15 protein-coding genes and 3 tRNA genes are annotated in these 19,107 nt (G+C 47.7%); 3 read left to right on the top strand and 15 right to left on the bottom strand.

The genetic code is table 11. The features are described from left to right. Nucleotides 1-114 precede the first annotated feature (114 nt). From serA to NDK19_RS12735, 5 genes are all read right to left on the bottom strand, one after another. Nucleotides 115-2,013 (bottom strand): phosphoglycerate dehydrogenase, encoded by a 1,899-nt coding sequence (gene serA, locus NDK19_RS12755; RefSeq protein WP_250632280.1) that lies wholly within the window; start codon nt 2,011-2,013, stop codon nt 115-117. Between the two features lie 192 nt (nt 2,014-2,205). After that, the gene (locus NDK19_RS12750) at nt 2,206-2,781 is read right to left on the bottom strand and encodes a chemotaxis protein CheB (RefSeq protein ID WP_250632279.1); all 576 of its coding nucleotides are present in this window, start codon (nt 2,779-2,781) and stop codon (nt 2,206-2,208) included. A 1-nt stretch (nt 2,782) separates the two neighbouring features. Then, nucleotides 2,783-3,196: a response regulator gene (locus NDK19_RS12745; RefSeq protein WP_250632278.1), complete on the bottom strand. Its 414-nt coding sequence runs from the start codon at nt 3,194-3,196 to the stop codon at nt 2,783-2,785. A 21-nt stretch (nt 3,197-3,217) separates the two neighbouring features. After that, complete coding sequence (locus tag NDK19_RS12740) at nt 3,218-7,348, bottom strand: PAS domain-containing hybrid sensor histidine kinase/response regulator (RefSeq protein WP_250632277.1); 4,131 nt, start codon at nt 7,346-7,348, stop codon at nt 3,218-3,220. Nucleotides 7,349-7,358: 10 nt separating this feature from the next. Continuing rightward, nucleotides 7,359-8,093 carry an SH3 domain-containing protein gene (locus NDK19_RS12735; RefSeq protein ID WP_250632276.1) on the bottom strand — a complete coding sequence of 245 codons (735 nt, stop codon included), beginning with the start codon at nt 8,091-8,093 and terminating at the stop codon, nt 7,359-7,361. Nucleotides 8,094-8,182: 89 nt separating this feature from the next. Here NDK19_RS12735 and NDK19_RS12730 point away from each other — a divergent pair. From NDK19_RS12730 to NDK19_RS12720, 3 genes are all read left to right on the top strand, one after another. After that, a tRNA-Lys gene (locus NDK19_RS12730) sits at nt 8,183-8,255 on the top strand. 20 nt (nt 8,256-8,275) lie between these two features. Further along, a tRNA-Leu gene (locus NDK19_RS12725) sits at nt 8,276-8,359 on the top strand. 5 nt (nt 8,360-8,364) lie between these two features. Continuing rightward, nucleotides 8,365-8,437 (top strand) — tRNA-Lys (locus NDK19_RS12720). Nucleotides 8,438-8,690: 253 nt separating this feature from the next. On the opposite strand, the gene NDK19_RS12715 is transcribed toward NDK19_RS12720, so the two are convergent. The 10 genes from NDK19_RS12715 to NDK19_RS12670 form a co-directional block, all read right to left on the bottom strand. Next, a complete protein-coding gene (locus NDK19_RS12715) occupies nt 8,691-10,151 on the bottom strand; it encodes a SusD/RagB family nutrient-binding outer membrane lipoprotein (RefSeq protein WP_250632275.1) in 1,461 nt (486 codons plus the stop codon). Nucleotides 10,152-10,184: 33 nt separating this feature from the next. Beyond that, nucleotides 10,185-13,409: a SusC/RagA family TonB-linked outer membrane protein gene (locus tag NDK19_RS12710; RefSeq protein WP_250632274.1), complete on the bottom strand. Its 3,225-nt coding sequence runs from the start codon at nt 13,407-13,409 to the stop codon at nt 10,185-10,187. Between the two features lie 399 nt (nt 13,410-13,808). Beyond that, nucleotides 13,809-14,099, bottom strand: a complete 291-nt coding sequence (locus NDK19_RS12705; RefSeq protein WP_250632273.1) for a hypothetical protein — start codon at nt 14,097-14,099, stop codon at nt 13,809-13,811. Further along, nucleotides 14,096-14,686 carry a DUF420 domain-containing protein gene (locus NDK19_RS12700; protein WP_250632272.1) on the bottom strand — a complete coding sequence of 197 codons (591 nt, stop codon included), beginning with the start codon at nt 14,684-14,686 and terminating at the stop codon, nt 14,096-14,098. The genes NDK19_RS12705 and NDK19_RS12700 overlap by 4 nt, the downstream gene beginning before the upstream one ends. A gap of 66 nt (nt 14,687-14,752) precedes the next feature. Beyond that, the gene (locus NDK19_RS12695) at nt 14,753-15,415 is read right to left on the bottom strand and encodes an SCO family protein (protein WP_250632271.1); all 663 of its coding nucleotides are present in this window, start codon (nt 15,413-15,415) and stop codon (nt 14,753-14,755) included. A 50-nt stretch (nt 15,416-15,465) separates the two neighbouring features. Further along, nucleotides 15,466-15,780: a cytochrome C oxidase subunit IV family protein gene (locus NDK19_RS12690; RefSeq protein WP_250632270.1), complete on the bottom strand. Its 315-nt coding sequence runs from the start codon at nt 15,778-15,780 to the stop codon at nt 15,466-15,468. A gap of 24 nt (nt 15,781-15,804) precedes the next feature. After that, nucleotides 15,805-16,542: a cytochrome c oxidase subunit 3 gene (locus NDK19_RS12685; RefSeq protein ID WP_250632269.1), complete on the bottom strand. Its 738-nt coding sequence runs from the start codon at nt 16,540-16,542 to the stop codon at nt 15,805-15,807. A 58-nt stretch (nt 16,543-16,600) separates the two neighbouring features. Next, a complete protein-coding gene (locus NDK19_RS12680) occupies nt 16,601-17,203 on the bottom strand; it encodes a cytochrome c oxidase subunit 3 (protein WP_250632268.1) in 603 nt (200 codons plus the stop codon). Between the two features lie 13 nt (nt 17,204-17,216). Further along, nucleotides 17,217-18,104 (bottom strand): heme o synthase, encoded by an 888-nt coding sequence (gene cyoE / locus NDK19_RS12675; protein WP_250632267.1) that lies wholly within the window; start codon nt 18,102-18,104, stop codon nt 17,217-17,219. A gap of 12 nt (nt 18,105-18,116) precedes the next feature. Then, nucleotides 18,117-19,100, bottom strand: a complete 984-nt coding sequence (locus NDK19_RS12670; RefSeq protein WP_250632266.1) for a COX15/CtaA family protein — start codon at nt 19,098-19,100, stop codon at nt 18,117-18,119. Nucleotides 19,101-19,107 lie beyond the last annotated feature (7 nt).

Here is a 19,107-nt window from a genome sequence, read left to right as displayed (position 1 = left end):
GCCATGCACGCAGAGGGAGCGTTTGCGCAAAATTTTTTGGAATTACAAGTCAATCAAGGGTCAAATCATTGGCTATCAACAATTTGACCCTTGATTGAGGAACTGCTAAACAGCTTAGTACAACACCCTGAACTTGATGGTATTTTCAATGGCTTTGAGGTCTTTAATCACCTCCTTGTTGTAGGCTTTGTCAATATCGGTGATTACGTAACCTACTTTTTCACTGGTTTTCAGGTATTGTCCGACAATATTAATCTGATGGCGGGCAAGCACATTGTTGATTTGCGCCAAAATACCCGATACGTTTTTATGAATGTGAATCAGGCGGTGTGCATTTTCCAGTACGGGCAGTTGAATGTTAGGAAAATTTACACTCATAAAAGTATTGCCCGTGTTGATGTACTCTATCAGTTTGCCGGGGACAAACTGGGCAATGTTGATTTGTGCTTCCATGGTGCTACCACCTATGTGAGGGGTTAGCAGTACGTTTTTCATGCCGCGCAGAGGAGACACAAACTCTTCCTTGTTGTTCTTAGGTTCTTTGGGGAACACATCTACGGCCGCACCTCGGACTTTGCCTGTTTGCAGGGCATTTACCAGTGCATCTACATCTACTACTTCGCCGCGAGCCAAATTGATGAATATGACACCGTCTTTCATTTCAGCAAACTCGGCGGCACCAATCAGGTTGCGGTTTTGCTTGCGCCCGTCCACATGGAGCGATACAATATCTGCCAGATTGAGTAACTCCCGCAATGAGCGGCATTTTTGGGCTTTACCGATGGCCAGCCTGTCCACAATGTCGTAGAAATAGACATCCATACCCAGCGCTTCGGCAACTACGGACAGTTGAGAGCCGATATTGCCATAGCCGATGATGCCCAACTTTTTGCCGCGGACTTCGTAGCTGCCCGTTGCCGATTTGTCCCACTTGCCTTGGTGCATACCTGCAACCTTGTCGGGCATGTTGCGCATGAGCATAATAATTTCGCCGATGGCCAACTCTACAACACTCCTTGTATTGCTGTAAGGAGCGTTGAACACCGCTATCCCTTTTTCAAGACAGGCTTCCAAATCAATTTGGTTAGTGCCAATGCAGAATGCACCAATTGCCATTAGTTTATTGGCATGTTCTATTACTTTGCGCGTTACATTGGTTTTGGAGCGGATGCAAAGGATGGAAATGTCTTTAATTTTTTCGCAGAGTTCGTTTTCATCCAGCGCAGAGTTGATAATTTCAACATTGTAGCCTTCTTCTTTGAAGATATGGGTGGCTTCGCTGTGGATATTTTCCAGAATAAGCACATTGATGCGACTTTTCGGGTAGGAAATAGCCATCGGCAGCTTATTTACGTACAGGAACTCATCTAAACTCGGCGTAACGTGGTCGGCAATGCCGGTTACGCTTTCGCGCACTACATTTTCCGTAAACGCATAGAAGCTATTGGCAAGGCCTGCTTTGCGCATTTCGTAGTCGGTGTAGCCGTCGCCGATGACATAGACTTCACCCTGCAAGTTCAGTTCGGCAAGTTGTGTTACTTTGCCGTTGTTATGTGCCAGCGGAATATCATCGCGGAAACCAATGATGTTTCCTTTGTCATCGAATAAAAACTCGTTGGCATAAACATTTTCGGGTTTGATGCCATATTCGGAAACCACAGGTACAATAAACTCCTTAAAGCCGCTGGAAATAATCAGAATGGTATCGGCATAGGTTTCAAAAAAGGCTCGGTTGCGCTTGACCGAATCTGAAACTTTGGCTTTAAGTGAGGCGATGAGGCGCTCCAAATGTGAGCGGTTGGCATTGAGCAAAGCCACGCGCTTTTCAAGCGACTCGCGGAAGGAAATGCTGCCATCCATACCGCGGTTGGTCAGGTCTGCAATTTGTTCGACGATTTGTTCGCGGAGGGGTGAGCCATCGAGGGCTATGCCTGCCAATTCGTCCAAGGCTTCTACTTTGGTAAATGTACTGTCAAAATCGAGGATAAAGTACTTTGTTTCTGCGGCTGCCATTTGCGCTTTTGAAAAATTTGAAGAGCAAAGTTAGTAATTCCATTAGGATTCAACGGTTTTTTTAGAAAACCTGCGGTTGCGAGCGGTTGGTGCAGTGGGTTTGTTTTTGAATCATTGCTGATTAGATTTTTTGTAATCGGTTTTACCAAAACCAAATTAACATAGACAGAAAAGGTAGTGGTGGAATAAGGTTTATTGTAAAAAATGTTGATTGAGCCACACGGCAAGTTGCTGGGCGGGCAACACTTGGTCAATGGTTGTGAGCGCCATGGCAGCGCGAGGCATCGTGTCAATCATACAGTCGGCGGGGTCTTGGACGGCCGTTGTACCACCTGCTTCTTTGAGGAGCTTCATGCCCATAGCCCCGTCATGATTGGCTCCCGTCAGCAAAATTCCCAAGGCATTTCGGCCGTACACATCGGCTGCGGAAAGAAAAAGCACGTCTATGGAAGGGCGAGAGTAGTGCACCAACGGGCTATTGGAAAGTTCTAAGGTGCGATTTTTTTCAACAACCAAATGCCGGTCGGGCGGTGCCAGATAAATATGCCCGGGCTGGGGCAGAGTTGTGGCTTTAGGCTCTATGATAGGCATCTTGCAGACATTCTGCAATACATGGCGCAAGTTGGAATCGGGGTCGTTGGCGGGGCGATGCAAGGCCATCAGAATAGGCACGGGAAGGACTTCCAAAAACTGGAAGATATTCCTTGCCGCACGAATACTGCCCGCAGAACCGCCCATAACGATTACTTCAATGTGTTCAGTACTCATATCAGGCCTGTTGGGAGCGATAATAATTCATCAATATGATGAGTTCGGAAATTACCTGATGCAGATAGGTCAGGCACATTTCGCTTTTGACCAAATAGTTGAATACGCCCAACGATTGCACTTCTGCCAGTACGTCTATATCGCGTTGTGCAGAAACCACCACAATACGAATATGGGGATTGTATGCCTGTATTTTCTTAATCAGTTCTATGCCGCTCATATCGGGCAGAATTAAATCCACTAAGACAATATCGGGTTGTTCGGGCAGGTGTTCCAGCATTTGTGTAGCAGTCGGGAACGTTTTGATGGTCAGGTTTTTGATTTCCGACAATGCCAACTGAAGCAACATGCTTTCTGTGCGGTTGTCTTCTATAACAAATAATCTGAACGGGTGGGTTGCCGTGTTTTGCTGCATAGTTGTATGAGGTTTAAAAAATTACTTTGTCAGAACTTGTGAAAAATGCTCGCTTCGCACAGCTTCGCAGGTGGCATCCATTAACTGAAACAATTGCTCCAATTGCTCGCTGCTGACCGATTGCGGAACAGCAGAGGCCTGTCCGTATAAAGCATTGCTGTAATCAAACAATCGGGAAGCGCCAATTGTACCACTAAGCCCTTTCAGTGTGTGCAAGACCTTTACCATTTCCGTGTGATTGCCGTGCAGATAGGTATGGCTGATTTTTTCCCTGATTTGTCCGATGTCTAAAATAAAACTTTCCAGCAAGCCCTGCAACATTCCTGAATGATTGCCTGCCAATTTTTTGATATGCGCAATAACCGAAGGGTTCATCAGCGGCATATCGGTTGTTACCTGCTCTGCTTGGTTTTCTTGTGCGGTAATGGCTGTTCGTTCCAAACTTTCAGGCAAGAACCGATACAACATCTCATATAATGCTTCGGGGGTAATCGGTTTGGTGAGGTAAGCATCCAGTCCTTGTGCCATAAAACGTTCGGTGTCGCCTGCCATCGCATTGGCACTCATACCAACAATGGGCGGACAGGGGCTGAGCGCTGTTTTGATGTGTTGCATGGCCGTAATGCCGTCCATTACAGGCATGTTGATATCCATCAATATCAAATCGTATGGCGCAGATTTCGCGCTTTCATAAGCCTCAAGCCCATTGGAAACAGTAGTTACCCGCACACCGATTTCTTCCAGCATCCATTTTGTAACTTCCTGATTAACCGTTATGTCTTCCGCAAAAAGCACGTGAATGGGCTTAATGGCGCGATAGGTGTATTGTTTGGCTGTGGGCTCCGGCTCGGGTGGGTGCGCCTGCACGTGCCATGCTTTGAAAGTAAACCAAAATTCGCTGCCATGGTTCAATTTGCTTTGCAGCCCTATTTCGCCGCCGAGCAGTTCTACCAGCTCCTTGCAAATGGCTAAGCCCAGCCCTGTGCCGCCTGCTGCTCGTTGTTTGCCTTGGTAAAACTTGTCAAACAATTGTTCAAAAGAGGCTTCATCTATTCCTATGCCTGTATCGCGCACGGTTATTTTCAGTATGTCGTATTCCTCGAAGGCTTCGGATAACTCTGCCGTAACGGTAACAGTGCCCGCATCCGTAAACTTGATGGCATTGCTGACCAAATTATTGATAATTTGCCGCAGTCGGTTGTAGTCCGATACAATCAGTGCCGGAACATTGTCCGATACCCAATAGCTCAGCGTCAGTTTTTTTTCTAATGCGACAGCGTCAAACAAATCCTGTACTTCGCCTATGCAGCGCCTCAAATCCATTGGCGCAAGTTCTAAGGTCAGTTTGCCGGCTTCCAGTTTAGACAAATCTAAAATATCGTTGAGGATGGCCAACAGCCCTTTGGTGCTGTTTTGAATGCTGTCCACTATTTTTTTCTGCCGTTCGTCGAGCGAAGTGCCCAGCAGCAGATAGGTCATTCCCTGCAAGCCGTTCATCGGAGTTCGTATCTCATGGCTCATTTTGGCAAGAAAGTTACTTTTAAACTCCAATGACTTTTCGGCAATGGCTTTGGCTTTCATGGCCTCTTCTGCCTGTTTGCGAGGGGAGATATCGCGGATGGTCAGTTGCAGGTATTCTTCCTCACCTATCGGCAAAGGAATTGCGGCTATTTCTACCCATAACCATTGGCCGGCTTTGTTGCAGATACGGGTTTCCAACAAAATTTCACGACGGTTGGTGAAGGTTTTGATACGTCTGCGCAGTTCTTGCCAAGAAATTTTATTTTCTATTTCCAAAATATTCAATTCGCGCAGTTCTTCGGTTGAATAACCCAACAGTTCGTAGGCTGATGTATTGGCTTCTACCACGGTAAGGTCCGTAGGCTTCAACGGATTGGTTTTCAAAATCAGGATGGCATCGTAGCTGGCGTTGAACAAGGTCTGGTAGCGCGTTGCAAGTGCTTGTACTGCCTGTTCGGCTGCCATGCGCTCGGTAATATCGCGTGAAGAACTTTGAATGGCAACAACGGTGTCTTTCTCATCTAAAATATACTTCCAGATGGTTTCCAGCCATATGTATCGCCCGCTGCGAGTGCGAATCCGATGCGTAAGCGTATGTTCGGCCTGTGTTTGCCGAAGGCTTTCGGCTGCTTCCTGTATTTTAATCAGGTCGTCCTGATGGAAAAAATCTGCCCAAGTATGGCCTATCATTTCTTCGGGAGCAAAGCCTGTGAGTTTTTTGGCAGAAGGGCTTACGTATGTCAAATAGCCATTGGCATGAGCCAGCGCAATCAATTCGCTGGTATTTTCTGCCAGCAGTTGTATGGTTGCCTGACTTTCGGAAAGTTCACGGGCTTTTGTTTGCTCCTGTTCGCTTAACTCCTGATAGGCCTTAATCAGCCCTTCCAGCGCCTGAATACGCTCGTTTTGTTCGGTAATATCGGTTGAAAAGACGGCGATTTTATCAATTTTGCCTTCCTGATTCCAAATAGGTGCTTTGATGGTACGCAGCAGGTGATTTTCGCTGTATTGGTTGCGCACCCAATACTCATAGGTAACCAGTTCCTTTTTGAGCAGCACTTCGCGGTCTTCTGCCAACTCTTTTTCCTGTGATTCGGAGTCATTAGCAGGCACTTCGCCGTAAAATTCCTTAAACCGATGATTCGTCCACAAATATTGAGAATGGATATCTTTCAGAGCTATTTGGTCGGTGCTTGCGTTCAGCAACTGCCTGTACATGGTTTCTCGCGCTGCCAACTGTGCTTGGGCTGCCTTATTTTTTGCCAAAGCATCTAATAGTTCCTCTTCTTTGCGTTTGTTCAACGAAATGTCGGCAACGACTATAATCACACCGAATATATCGCCTGCTTGGTCGTATGCAGGCATATATTTTACCTGCATCCATTGCTTAATTGGCGCTATGTAGTATTCAACCGACGTGATTTTGCCTTGCAGTGCCTCTTTGTGATGCCTTAAATAACTTTCGCGATTTTCGGCCTCTTTGATATTGTTAAGAAGCAACTCTCCGACAGGAGGGGCAGGATTCAGCCCCAAATTACCTTCCTGTGCCCGTTTATTAACATTGATTATCCTGCCATGCTTGTCGGTCAGATAAACATTTTGGTCTATTGAATCCAAAATGGCTTTTAGTTGCTTGCCGGCATATTTGAGTTGCTGTTGTGCTTTATGGGCTTGTGTAATGTCGCGGTAATAAATCCCTACACCGTATATTTCGCCCGTACTCCTGTCTTTAATCGGGCAGTAGCGCAAAACGAGATATTTGTCCGATTCATCGTTGTAAAGTTCTCCGGTAACAATTTGCCCTTGGAGTGCCGTTTGGATACTTTCTTCCACAACTCGCCGCCGCTCTTCGCTGACAGCAATTGACGTAATGGGCTTGCCAATTAAATCCGTAGATACGCCGTGTGAGCCGATGTAATCCAAAAAAGGTCGGTTAATTTGTATAACAATGCCGTTTTTATCCACCAAAGCCACAAATACATCTACGTTGTCCACAATATTTTGCAAGTGTAGCCGCTCAATGTAGAGCTGCTCCGCATATTCTTTTTGTTTTTGGGTATTTTCACGGATGGTTTGCAGGTATTGAAGTGTTTGAGAAAGTTGCCGCTCACGCACTTTGGTATTGATGGCAAACATTGCCCCGTTCCAAATTATCGTAAGGATAAGCGCTGTTTGCCAAGTAAGCATCAATTGCTCGTTGAGCATAGCCTCTATCATCGGGTGTAATGCCACTATACCGGTAGCATATGCAAGCACTGCCGATAGCCGCAAACGTGAATAGCGGGCTATAAAAGCTATTATGGATGCGCCAAACAAGTATATCAGCAAAAAAAGTGGGTGATATTCGTGCGCAAACAATTGTTGGGCAAGCATAGGCAGCAGCACGGCCTGATATGCCATCAATAAATTTCTTCGCAACTTGGCAGACTGCCTGAGAGAGGGCAGCAGCGTAAGCGCCGATAAACTCAACGTAAGAAAGGTTATCCACAACAGCAGCTCACGGTCAAACAATAACAGGTCTGCCTGATAAGGCAGCATTTGCAAGCCCCAAAGCATCATAATCAACACAAGGGGCAGCAAACGTATTTCTGAAATCTCTTTATCTACGGCTATGTCGTCGAGTTCCGGCATGTAAAAAAGATTATTCTATCATCCATAAATTGTTGCGGCGCACATAACCTGTTTTGTCGTTCCATTGCACGCGGCACCAAATGTCGCGGCTGTCGGTTACTCTGAAACAATGGCCTCTCTGTGCGGTAAACATCAACTCTGCACCGGCAGCAGGTGCACTCATTATAAACGCTTTTTCGCTGCGGATAATTGCTTTTTGTCGGTGTAAAAAGGTCTGTATGGCATATATAACAGATGCAGCCGCAATTGCCCACACAATAGCTACTGCCCCAAAAGTCTTTTTGCGCCGATACCTGCGGAATATGTACCACGTCAGCAAACCTGCCATGAGCATCAGCAAACTGCCCCATAGGTAGATGTATCGCCGCAGAGCAAGGACAAGAAACTCTTCGTCGGCCACCGCATAGCCCGGCAATTCATAGCGGGCAGCCAAATCGGTAATTTTATTATAGAGTGCTTCGCTATGCTGTCGGGTATAAAGCAGGTTGAGGTAATACAAAGCCTCATCGTAGTTGTTGGTGCCTTCGGCTATAAAGGCCGCTTTGGCAAGCATTTGCGGCGAGTAGCTGCGGTGCTGCTCCAATACTTGCCGATAGGCAATGCCTGCCTCCTTGTATTTGCCTTGTGCATACAGCGAGTCGGCGTGGTTTAGCAACTTATCAGGCGTGTTTTGCCCAAGAGAAATGCCCGAAAAAACGGGGCTGACAAAAAAAATAAGAAATATATTTCGGATAATCTTTTGCATTTGCTTTTCGTGTCATACTTTTGTGGGCGCAAAAAACAAAGGCAGCCCGTCAAACATTTGATAGTAAATCTTTGTTAAGCAAAAGTAAGGATTCCGTAGCTCAGTTGGTAGAGCAATACACTTTTAATGTATGGGTCCTGGGTTCGAGTCCCAGCGGGATCACAGAATTTCTACCCCAAGTCGCGCAAGTGGTGAAACTGGTAGACACGCCATCTTGAGGGGGTGGTGGGCGTTAGCCCGTGGAAGTTCGAGTCTTCTCTTGCGCACAGTAGATTCCGTAGCTCAGTTGGTAGAGCAATACACTTTTAATGTATGGGTCCTGGGTTCGAGTCCCAGCGGGATCACTTTAAACGCCTGACAATTTTCTGAATTGTTAGGCGTTTTTTTTACAAGCAAGTAAATTCTCTAAACCGCTGCAAATCCTTGCGAAGGCCAATATACACAAACATGACAGGTTACGAAGACCTGTCATGTTTGTGCTCCTGTTTTCAACAATTTAAACAAAATTTTCTTCGCAAAATCGCTTGCACTTTTGTATATCCTCCCCGATAAGTCTTTATGATTTATCGGGAAGGAGGGAGTTGCAAGGCTAATCTGTTATCTGTCCCAGAACACCAAGTCGGTGATGGAGGCAGGGCCGGCCGCTGCTACGGATGCGCCGTTGGTCTGCACCTCTGTAATCGGGTACGGCCAGCGACGCGGGAAGCGCCCTTGCGTGAAGGTTTGCGAATTATTGGCAATGGTAAGGGCAGGGATACCGCCGGGAGTTTGTGCGGTTATCATGCGGCGCCAGTCTGTCCATGCTTCGGGGTCGAGGAAAAGTGCGATGTACTTTTCGGTCATGATTTTCTCCAAAGAGATGCTTGCTGCGGTTTCGCTGGCATAGGTTGCTATGTAGGCGTTGTTGGCTGCTGTGTTGGTGGTCAGTCCTGCGGTGGCAATAGGGGCGGTCATTTTGGCGATGGAAGCCCGTACAGCCTCATTGTGCGCTGCTGCTGCCCGCTCCCGATTACCTAATCGCAAAGCGGCTTCTGCTTCAATAAATTTCACTTCTACATAAGTAATCAGGTTGGCGGGTGTTTCGGGGCGGTTAAAATACGGCCCGGGCAGCGATGCGTTCAGGTTTTGCGGGCCTCCGGCAGGTGAGCCTACAAAAGTACCTGCTGCTGTTGTGCGTGCATAGAACGGCAGGCGAGGGTCTTGACGGCTTTGCATCAGATTCACCATAAAAGTGGAAAGGCGGAAGCCGTTGCCAAAGCTGCTGTTCAGGGCTGCAAACCACGGCGAAGGTGTATTTACGGCCGTACCGAATACGATGCGGGCATCTTGTGCGTTGGAAGTAATCGCTCCGGCATCAATGGCAGCCAGTGCGCGCTGTGCAGAGCCTTGCGGGTCTACTTTGCTTAGGTGATTGGCATAGCGTGCCTGCAAGGAACGCGCCGCGCGTATCCAGTTGGGGCGGTTACCGGCATATACCAAATCATCTCGCCCCGGCGAGCGAAAACTTGTAGTGCTGTTCAGGTCGTTAATCGCATTATTGAGCAGTGCATTAACCGAATCGTACAGCACCGCACCGGGCTGATAACGCGGCGTGAAGATAGGGTTCACCGGGTCATTGCCGCGGAAGGCTTCATCATATGGCGCATTGTTCCACAAATCCACTATTTGCCCCAGTGCATTGGCCATCAGGATGCGGCTTACCCCGCGGTAGTGCGGTGAGTTTTCTTGGAACGATTTGCGAATGACAACGCTCAAATCTTGCATAGCGCCCGGATACAGGTTGCCGTTCCATACGCGGGCTGCCACGTTGGCATTCAGGTCGTACTGCCCGATACTGATGTAAATGTTTTCAGCACCCGACAGGTGTTGTACCAGCAGGCTGTTAAACTGTGAAATATCGCCGTGCAGGCCATATACCAAGTTGGCTTGTGCGGCAGGCAAGAGCACGTTCATGGGTGCATCGGTTGCCGAATTGGGATTGACGTTCGTATTGCCGAAGTCGCAGGCGCTCATGCTTAGAGCTGTTGCGGCAATCAGGCTGAATATCTTGCGTTTCATGTTGATTTTCAAAAGTTTAGCGGTTTTCTATTGTTAAAAAGAAGCGTTCAGGCTGATGCCCATGCTGCGGGTGTTCGGGTTGCCGAAATAGTCCAAACCCTGCGCGGGGCTGACACCGTACAAGTTGTTTTCGGGGTCTACGCCGCTGTAATTGGTCAGCAGCCACAGGTTGCGGCCAAAAACAGATACATCCAATGACTTCATTTTCAACTTTTGGGCAATTGGTTTCGGCAAGGTGTAGCCGATGGTCAGGTCGCGGAGACGCACCCAACTGGCATCTTCCACAAACTGCTCGTGCACACCGGCTGCACCGGTAGCGCGGCCGTCTTGCTGGAACCAGTTTTGCTGTGTCAGCGTTACAGCCTGTGTATTCGGTGTGCCGTCGCGGCGAACGCCTTCAAAAACCACTTGCTCGCCGCGTTGCAGGGTGCGCATGGTTGCACCGATATTGGTCAGAACTGCCTCGGTGCCGTTCCATACATCGCCGCCTTTGCGAATGTCAAACAGGAACGATAAACTCAATCCTTTCCATGAAACCGTATTGCGGATACCCAACAGGTAGCGCGGATTAGGGTTGCCAATCAGGATATTGTCTTGGCGAATCGGGAAGCCGTTGTCGCCAATGATGCGGCGGCCTTGGTCATCGCGCAGCCACCCGGTGCCGTAGAATACGCCAAACTCCTGCCCGGGAATCAGGCGCGGGGTGAAGATAGTGCCGAAGCCGGGGAGGTTAATAAATGCCAAACCCTCGGGCAATGACACTACAACATTGCGGTTGCGGGTAAAGTTGAAAGTCATATCCCAGCGCAAGTCGTCTTTTTTCAGAGGAGTCAGCGTCAGTACGGCTTCAATACCGCGGTTGCGAACTTCGCCTGCGTTTACGTTGCGGGTAGTAAAGCCCGAAGATGCTGCAATTTGCAGCGGCGTGAGCAGGTTGCGGCTCAAAGAATTGTAGTAGGTAAAGTCCAGCGTAATGCGGTCGCTGAGGAAGTGCAGGTTCGTACCGATTTCAAAAGTGTTATTGGTTTCAGGTTTCAGAGCAGGGTTGCCCAGCGTGTTGCTCAGCGTTACACCGCCTATATTGCTACCCTGAATAGGGAAGCTGATGCCGCTGCCGAATCCGTTAACAGCACTGGCACGGAAAAAGAAGGTTTCCGTAGCATAAGCCGCCGGAATTTGTGCTGCACTGGCATACGACACGCGCACTTTGCCCAACGAAAAAGTTTTGTTATCCTGCAAACCGAACATATCGGTCAGAGAGGCACTCAAACTTGCCGAAGGGAAGAAAAACGAGTTGTTATCTTTCGGCAGGGTAGAAGCCCACTCGTTACGGCCGGTCAATTCCATGAAAATCATGTCCTTGTAATCTGCTTTCAGGCTAGCAAAGGCTGCGTAGGTAGCACGGCGTACCAATGACTGCTGCGGATTGGCGTAAATCGTTGCATTGGAAATATTGAAGAAATCGGGCTGATTGAAGGTGTTGCCGTCAATGCGGTTGTAGTTAGACCGTGTGGCAAAGTGGTTATGACCTACCAAGGCTGTCAAGTTGAAGTCGCCTACTTTTTTCTCGGCCGTCAGCACGAAATCGGAGTTGAAAGTGCGGTCTAAATAGGTTTCTTCGGCTACGCGGCCATAGCGCCCATCACCGCCAAACGAGCCAACGTTGAACGTTTGCAGGCGGTTATCGGAGAATAAATCCACACCACCGCGCCAAAGTGCTTTCAGCCAAGGCAGAATTTGTCCGTTGAGTTGTATGTAACCGTTCAGGCGGTGTACATCGTCTATGAAAGCATTTTGGTTCACTGTCCAAAGCGGGCTGTCAGGTCCCAGCGCAAGGTCAGCAGGGTTCGTCGCATCAATCTGGTTGCGGTTGCGGAAGTTGCGTTGCGAACCGTTGGGGAACTGGTAGGCAATCGGGTTGCGGGGGTCGCGTTGCCCGTTGAAAATATCAAAGTGGGCAGGAGTGCGGTACAGACCTTGCACAGGTCCCGTGAAGTTGTCGCCGCGGCCGATGCGGTTGCCACCCGAACGGGTGTAAGTTGCCGAAGACGACAGGCGGATTTTCTCACTCAATGCCGTTTCGCCGGAAAGTTTGACCGTTGTGCGGCCAAACGTATTGTTCGGGATGATGCCTTTCTGGTCTAAATGGCCGATGGAGAAGTACAAGTTGCCGTCTTTGTTGCCGCTCATAATGCTCACGTGGTTGTTCCAAGTAGTTCCCGTTTGCCAAAAGTTGCCTTGGTTATCAAAAGGGCGCACGAGCAAATCCTGACGGGCAGAAGGGTCAGTTGCAGGGACTATTCTGCCCAGCGGGCTGAGTACGTCCGGTATGCCGTTGTAGCGCAAATCGCTCAGGCGCGGCCCGAACAGGAAAGTCTGTGTAGGGGCATCGGAAAATACGCCGCCGCTGCCCTGTGCAAATTCCTGCTGCAAGGGGAATACTTTGTTGATATTTTCAACAGCATAAGAAGTGTTGAAATTAATGGTTGTGGTGCGTTTGTCGCTTTTTGCACCCTTTTTGGTGGTGATGAGGACTACGCCGTTGCCACCCTGAATGCCGTACAAAGCAGCGGCAGCAGGGCCTTTCAATACGGAAATGGTTTCAATATCATCGGGGTTAATATCCACGGCACGGTTGGGTACGTCCACCCCTGAACCGCTGCCTCCGCGGAATGCGTTATTCATCGGAACACCGTCCACCACAAACAGCGGCTGGCTGGCACCCGTAAACGAGTTCTTCCCGCGGATATTGATAGAAGCACCTGCACCGGGCGTTCCGGCATTGCTGATGATTTGTACCCCTGCCACCTTGCTGTTCAGCGCATTAACAATATTAGCCTCGCGGGATTGCAACAATTCGGTACTTTTCACTTCCTGTACCGAATAGGTCAGCGATTTTTTCTGTTGTGTCAAGCCGAGTGCCGTAACAACCACCTCATCCAATTGGCGGGTATCTACCTGCAATACTACATCCACAGTGGTTCGGTTGCCCAGTTCCACCTCCTGCCGGATATATCCGACGGAAGAAAATACCAAGAAATTCACATCAGCACCTATGGAAATGCGATAGTTGCCCGTGGCATCTGTTACAGTGCCTTTGGTAGCACCTTTCACAACTACATTCACACCCGGAATGCCCGAGCCGTCGTCGGAAGAGGTAACGCGCCCGCTGATAACGCGTTCCTGCGCCCACAGCGATTGCACGCAAAGAAAAAAGGCCAATGTCAGCACTCTTTTCAGGGAGTTTAATTGCTTCATAAGAAGTAGAGGTTTAAGTTTTTTGTGAACAGACGATTAACTACATTAACCGTTACCTAAAACTACGAACCACTGTACTGTTTTGCAATTTTTAATGGAAAGAAGTGTGTATTTTAAGATATGTACAAAAGCATTCCCGAAGAACATAAATCCTTTCGGGGATGCTTTTTCTATTACTTTATGGAGTGAGTACCAACTCTTTTTTGGCGGATAATGCGGATTTACACGAGTTTTTATTCTCCTATCCGAATTCCTAAACACAGTTCTATGCCGCTCAATTATACAAAAACCTGACAGGTTATGAAGCCTATCAGGTTTAACTGTCTGATTTTGAATAATTGATGTGAAATATTGTTCTCGCCGACCAATGCTTGCACTTATGTGCTTTGTATCAAGCGGCTACGATAGGCGCACGCCAATATTGCGCAGTTGCTCTGCCAGCAACATTTTTTTGGCTTGTTGTACCTTGCTTTGTTTATACCACAGGTAAGCAATCACAACGAATATCAGATAAGGGATGCTCATCAGGTAAAGGATGCCCGTATTAAGCCCGCTCCCAATTTTATTTGCACCCGTACTTACGTTATTTTCAACAGTGGCGCGGCACATGGCACATTGTGCTTCTGCCACATCGGGCAGCAGCCACATGGCAGCTATCAACAGCAAAGTAATGCCAATCACTTTTTTCATAGGTAATATGGGCTAATCATCAGATATACAATCACACCCGTAACAGCTACGTAAAGCCAAATCGGGAAAGTGAATTTCACAATTTTCTTATGGCGGCTAATTTGCCTGCTAAGCGCAAAGTAAAAAGCAACCAAGACAAAAGGAACCACCACAGCCGCTAACAGAATGTGCGTCAATAAGATAAACAAATAAATTCCTCGCATAATTCCTGCCTCGGCCAGTTCTATTTCGCTCAATATACCATCGCCGTTAGTATCGCCGAACTTAGTGGAAGGCGCTTGAAAGTGATAGACAACATACGAAACCAAAAATAAGGAAGACAGAACAAAGGCGGCCATCATTAGTCGCCTGTGCATTTCCTCATTGCGATTTTTAATGAAAAAATAAGCCACTACCAAACAAGCAGCCGTGGCACTGTTCAGCAATGCATTGATGTGCGGGAGAATAGACACATCTATATCTCCTAATTTACCTGTTTGAGGAACAAACAGCAATAATGCCACTACAATGGGTATCAATACGGAAATGATACCGATGGCGGCCAAATATTGCTTGTCTTGCTTAGGGGCGATTTCTTGCAGAGCCATAGATTCAAAAAAATGCTAAGTGATAAAGATTAAACAGGTTCAGTAGTGATTTGTTTGCTGTATTGTCTATTTTTTGTATTCGGCAAGCAATACCTGAATTTCCGTAATCAGCCTGTCCACGTCTTCCCTGCGCGTGCCGCTGTAATAGCCTCTGATGCGCTTTTCCTTATCTACCAGCACAAGTTTGTCGCTGTGGATGAAATCAAGTTCCGTATCCGATGTGGCAGGTTTGGCAGCAATGTAATAGCCGCATCGCGCCTGTTCGTAAATAGCGTTTTTGTCACCCGTAACAAAAATCCACCGCTTGGTATCAGCGCCGTAGCGTTGGGCATAGGCTTTGAGTACCTGTGCACTGTCAAAAGCAGGGTCTACCGTATGCGACAGAATTACCACTTCCGGATAGTTTTTCATGGCCTCATGCACGCGGGCTAATTCGGAAGACATTGTGAGGCAAATATCGGGGCAACGGGTAAAGAAAAAGTCCGTTACATAAATTTTACCGGCCAGTTCTTTGTCGGAGAAAGGTTGGCCGTCCTGATTGATAAATGAGAAAGGAGGAATGCGGTGAATATCATCCACTTTGTTGGGAGCACATTCTCCCGACTCGGGATTAAGTATGGGCAGTGCAAACTCATTTTCACCAAATCCCCTGAGAAATAGAAATGCCAAAGCCGGCAGCACTAACAGTAACAAAAGTGCGCCGGCTTTTAACAGTTGATTGGTTTTCATCAAACAACAAAATAGTTAGTATGTAAACACCTGTTTATCAGGCTGTAACATTACTTCATGAATATAAAACGTCCTTCTGTGAGCAGGGCAATTACTAACCATACTACAAATGCGCATGGTAATACGATAGACCAAATAAGCGCTTTTACTTCATGTCTGAGGTGCATGAACTCGGCTACGATGTAAAAGGCTTTAATGAAGGTCATAATCACAAATATCATGTTGCGTGCTATCCCCGGAGTCATCAGAAAAGCAAGAGCAAACTCTACGAGAGTGATACCTGCCAGAATAGCGGTAACAGTCCAGATGCGTTTTACGTTTGCCTTATGTGCTTCTTCGGGTGTTAAGTTTTCGCTGTGTGCCATAGTTGTATGCCTTTTAAGAGTTGATTAAACCAGATAAAAGAAAGTAAATACGAATACCCACACCAAATCTACAAAGTGCCAGTATAAACCTACCTTTTCCACCATTTCATAGTGGCCGCGGCGCTGCATCACGCCCATTGCTACTTGATAGAAAATCAGGATGTTTAACATTACACCACTGAATACGTGGAAACCGTGGAATCCGGTAATGAAGAAAAACAGGTCGGCAAAAGCAGGAGGCCCGTATTGATTTTGTATCAGATTAGCCCCCATAAACATAGTACCGTCAGGCATCAGTGTACCCGGCGCTTCACCGTGAATAAAGTGGCTCCATTCCCAAGCTTGGCAGCTCAAAAACGCGATACCGCCCAAAATAGTCCACAGCATCCATTTCTCAACATCTTTCTGATCCATGCGATGGCCGGCTTCTACGGCAAGTACCATGGTAACGCTGCTCAAAATGAGGATGAAGGTCATGATACCTACAAACACCAGCGGAAAGTGCCCTTCAATGAAAGGAATAGCGGCATAAACTTTTTCCGGTATAGGCCAATATTCGGTAGAGAATGTAAACTTATCGTGGTCGCCTTCATAGGCAGGGTGCGCATAGCGCAGCATACCATAAGTAATCAGTAAGCCCGAAAAAGTAAAGGCATCCGACAACAGGAAAAACCACATCATCATTTTGCCGTAGCTTACGTTCAGCGGTGAAACACCGCCATCCCAAATGGAACGTTTTTTTGATACAGTTACAGTGGACATATCGTTTCAGTTGTGTTCTAAGGCGTTAATCGCAATTTGATTTGCGTCCAAAATTATTTCAAATTCCGTTTACCAGCAAAAATACAAACAAATAAACCCAGAGCAAATCCAGAAAATGCCAATAAGTAGCGCACATATCCATGCGAACCATCGCTTTGCCGTGAATTTGCAAGCGAACGGCGGCTACAATAATCAACAGCAGGAATACCAATCCGCCAATCAGGTGCAAGCCGTGCAGCCCCGAAAGCACATACAGAAACGAACCCGCAGGGTTAGACTGGTTGCCCGCAAAGAAAACACCCATATTCACCAACTCAACCCAGCCCATCCATTGCATTGCCAAGAATACCATCCCCAAAAGGAAAGTCAGCCAAAGGGCAATTTTCAGTTTGCCGAGCTCATCTTTTTTGGCGCTGATGTATGCCCAATGCATGGTAATGCTGCTCAAAACGATAACGGCGGTGCTGTAGTAGAAAATTTTCGGCAGTTCAAATTCCAGCCAGTTGCCTTCGGCGCGCCGTACCAAGTAGGCACTTGTCAAGCCGCCAAACAGCATGATGATGCTTACGATGAACAACCACATCGCAAACTTTTTGGGATGCATACCCAGCGTTGGGGCGGGTTGTTCGGTTGCAGGTTTTATATTGGTGCGTGTTGCCATATGAATGGGATTTTTATACTTTGTCTAACAAATAGGCGATTTGTACAATCGGCAGGTACAGAAACGAGCCAAACATGATGCTCAACGCTGCCTTGTCGTTGAGTTTGCGAATCAGGTTAAAACTTTGGAACAGAAACAAAATGCCGCAAACAGTGGCAATGACAGCCGAAACAGTTCCCGTCATGCCGAACTGCATGGGCAGCATACCCAACGGTATGAGGAACAGCGTGTAAATCATAATAGAAAACGCTGTATTTGAGTCTTTGTTTCCGCCCGAGGGCAACATTTTAAAGCCTGCCCGCTTGTAGTCTTCATCGGCTACCCAAGCAATTGCCCAAAAATGCGGGAACTGCCAAATGAACTGAATGGCAAAAATTACCAATGCCTCAACGCTGATGTTGCCTGTGGCTGCCACCCACCCAATCAGCGGGGGGAATGCACCCGGAAATGCACCCACAAATACCGAAGCAGAGGTTTTCTGTTTCAACGGTGTATAAACAAAGGCATACAGAATCAGCGAAAAAAGCCCCAGCAGGGCGCTGAGCGCATTGACAAACAGGATGAGCAACGCCGTTCCTGCAAGTGCCAAAAGGGCGGCGTAGATGCCTGCCTCTTGCGGGCTGATAGCGCCCGTCGGCAGCGGACGGTTGGCAGTGCGGCGCATCAGCTTATCCAAATCGCGCTCAATAATTTGATTGATGGTATTGGCTGCGCCCGTAATCAAAAAACTGCCAAGACAGAAGGCTGTAAACGAAAGCCAATTAAAGTTGCTTGAATTGGCAAGCAGATAGCCGAAAGCCCCCGAAAAAACCACCAGCGCAGACAGGCGGAATTTCAAAAGCATGAGGTACTGTCTGATTTTGAAGGTGAAAGTTGGCACTGCAATAGTCTGTGTGGACATCAAACGGTTCGTTTAAGCGGACAAGGATGAATGAAAAGTAGCCGATTTGAACACGTGCTCACGGTTCAAGAAAAGTGCAAGCAATATTTGAACACCGAACATGAGCGAGGCAAGCAGCAAATGAACGGGCTGCATAACGGCAGGTATGGCAAAATATGCCATCACGGCACCCGTTACAATTTCACCCGCAATCAGCCCCACCAAAACATTAGCCCAAAAGGATAACGTGCCCGCTTGTGCAATGTTTTTACGCAACAGAAACACCAGATACAGGTGTGCTGCCAAAATCACGAGCGAATAGGTGCGGTGTATGTAAAAAGGAAGTCCGATTTGTTCAATCCAAGTTTCGCGTGCCAGATAGTTCATCTGAGCTGCAATGTGGTCAATGGCTTCGCGCAGTTGCGTACCCAGCACAATCTGCGACAAGCCCATCAGCGCACAAATGCCGAGTACTAAGTTCAATTTATTTTTTTCCCGTACTTCTTCGGGTTGCACATCGCCCGTGTGTGCCCGCGAAATGGCGTAAATCAACACCGCCACAATCAGCAAGGCAACAACCATGTGCAGGGTAATCATAAAAGGTGCAAGATTGGTTGAAACAACTACCGAGCCTAACCAACCTTGAAAGCCTGTCATCAAAAATGCCGCAAGTACGGCATAGAACACCGCGCGGTCGCGGCGGAAGTAGCTTGCAGAAAGCAGCAGCGTAATGAAAATAAACAAGCCGATGAGTACGCCCAGCAGGCGGTTCAAGTATTCTACCCAAGTTTTGAAGGGGTCAAAATCGGCGATTTCTTTGCCCTGAACTTTAAAAATAGTTTTGTAGTCGGGTGGAAGCTGGCTGATGTCGGTCGGGGGAATCCACTGCCCGAAGCACTTAGGCCAATCGGGGCAGCCCATGCCCGAACCCGTACTGCGCACGATGCCGCCAACAAGTATCAGCAAATAAACAGCTACAATAGTGATGATACCGAATTGACGAAACGCACGTGCCATAGTCTTT

The sequence above is a fragment of the Rhodoflexus caldus genome (assembly GCF_021206925.1).
GTDB lineage: Bacteria > Bacteroidota > Bacteroidia > Cytophagales > Thermoflexibacteraceae > Rhodoflexus > Rhodoflexus caldus.
Note: the sequence above shows the minus strand (reverse complement) of the source record. Positions and strands in the feature narration are given on the sequence as shown.

Bases quoted from the DNA above. Each gene is read 5' to 3' on its own strand.
- NDK19_RS12685 (WP_250632269.1), bottom strand. From the start codon at position 16,542: ATGTCCACTGTAACTGTATCAAAAAAACGTTCCATTTGGGATGGCGGT.
- NDK19_RS12710 (WP_250632274.1), bottom strand. From the start codon at position 13,409: ATGAAGCAATTAAACTCCCTGAAAAGAGTGCTGACATTGGCCTTTTTT.
- NDK19_RS12695 (WP_250632271.1), bottom strand. From the start codon at position 15,415: ATGAAAACCAATCAACTGTTAAAAGCCGGCGCACTTTTGTTACTGTTA.
- NDK19_RS12670 (WP_250632266.1), bottom strand. From the start codon at position 19,100: ATGGCACGTGCGTTTCGTCAATTCGGTATCATCACTATTGTAGCTGTT.
- NDK19_RS12705 (WP_250632273.1), bottom strand. From the start codon at position 14,099: ATGAAAAAAGTGATTGGCATTACTTTGCTGTTGATAGCTGCCATGTGG.
- cyoE (WP_250632267.1), bottom strand. From the start codon at position 18,104: ATGTCCACACAGACTATTGCAGTGCCAACTTTCACCTTCAAAATCAGA.
- NDK19_RS12745 (WP_250632278.1), bottom strand. From the start codon at position 3,196: ATGCAGCAAAACACGGCAACCCACCCGTTCAGATTATTTGTTATAGAA.
- serA (WP_250632280.1), bottom strand. From the start codon at position 2,013: ATGGCAGCCGCAGAAACAAAGTACTTTATCCTCGATTTTGACAGTACA.
- NDK19_RS12680 (WP_250632268.1), bottom strand. From the start codon at position 17,203: ATGGCAACACGCACCAATATAAAACCTGCAACCGAACAACCCGCCCCA.
- NDK19_RS12690 (WP_250632270.1), bottom strand. From the start codon at position 15,780: ATGGCACACAGCGAAAACTTAACACCCGAAGAAGCACATAAGGCAAAC.
- NDK19_RS12750 (WP_250632279.1), bottom strand. From the start codon at position 2,781: ATGAGTACTGAACACATTGAAGTAATCGTTATGGGCGGTTCTGCGGGC.
- NDK19_RS12735 (WP_250632276.1), bottom strand. From the start codon at position 8,093: ATGCAAAAGATTATCCGAAATATATTTCTTATTTTTTTTGTCAGCCCC.
- NDK19_RS12740 (WP_250632277.1), bottom strand. From the start codon at position 7,348: ATGCCGGAACTCGACGACATAGCCGTAGATAAAGAGATTTCAGAAATA.
- NDK19_RS12715 (WP_250632275.1), bottom strand. From the start codon at position 10,151: ATGAAACGCAAGATATTCAGCCTGATTGCCGCAACAGCTCTAAGCATG.
- NDK19_RS12700 (WP_250632272.1), bottom strand. From the start codon at position 14,686: ATGGCTCTGCAAGAAATCGCCCCTAAGCAAGACAAGCAATATTTGGCC.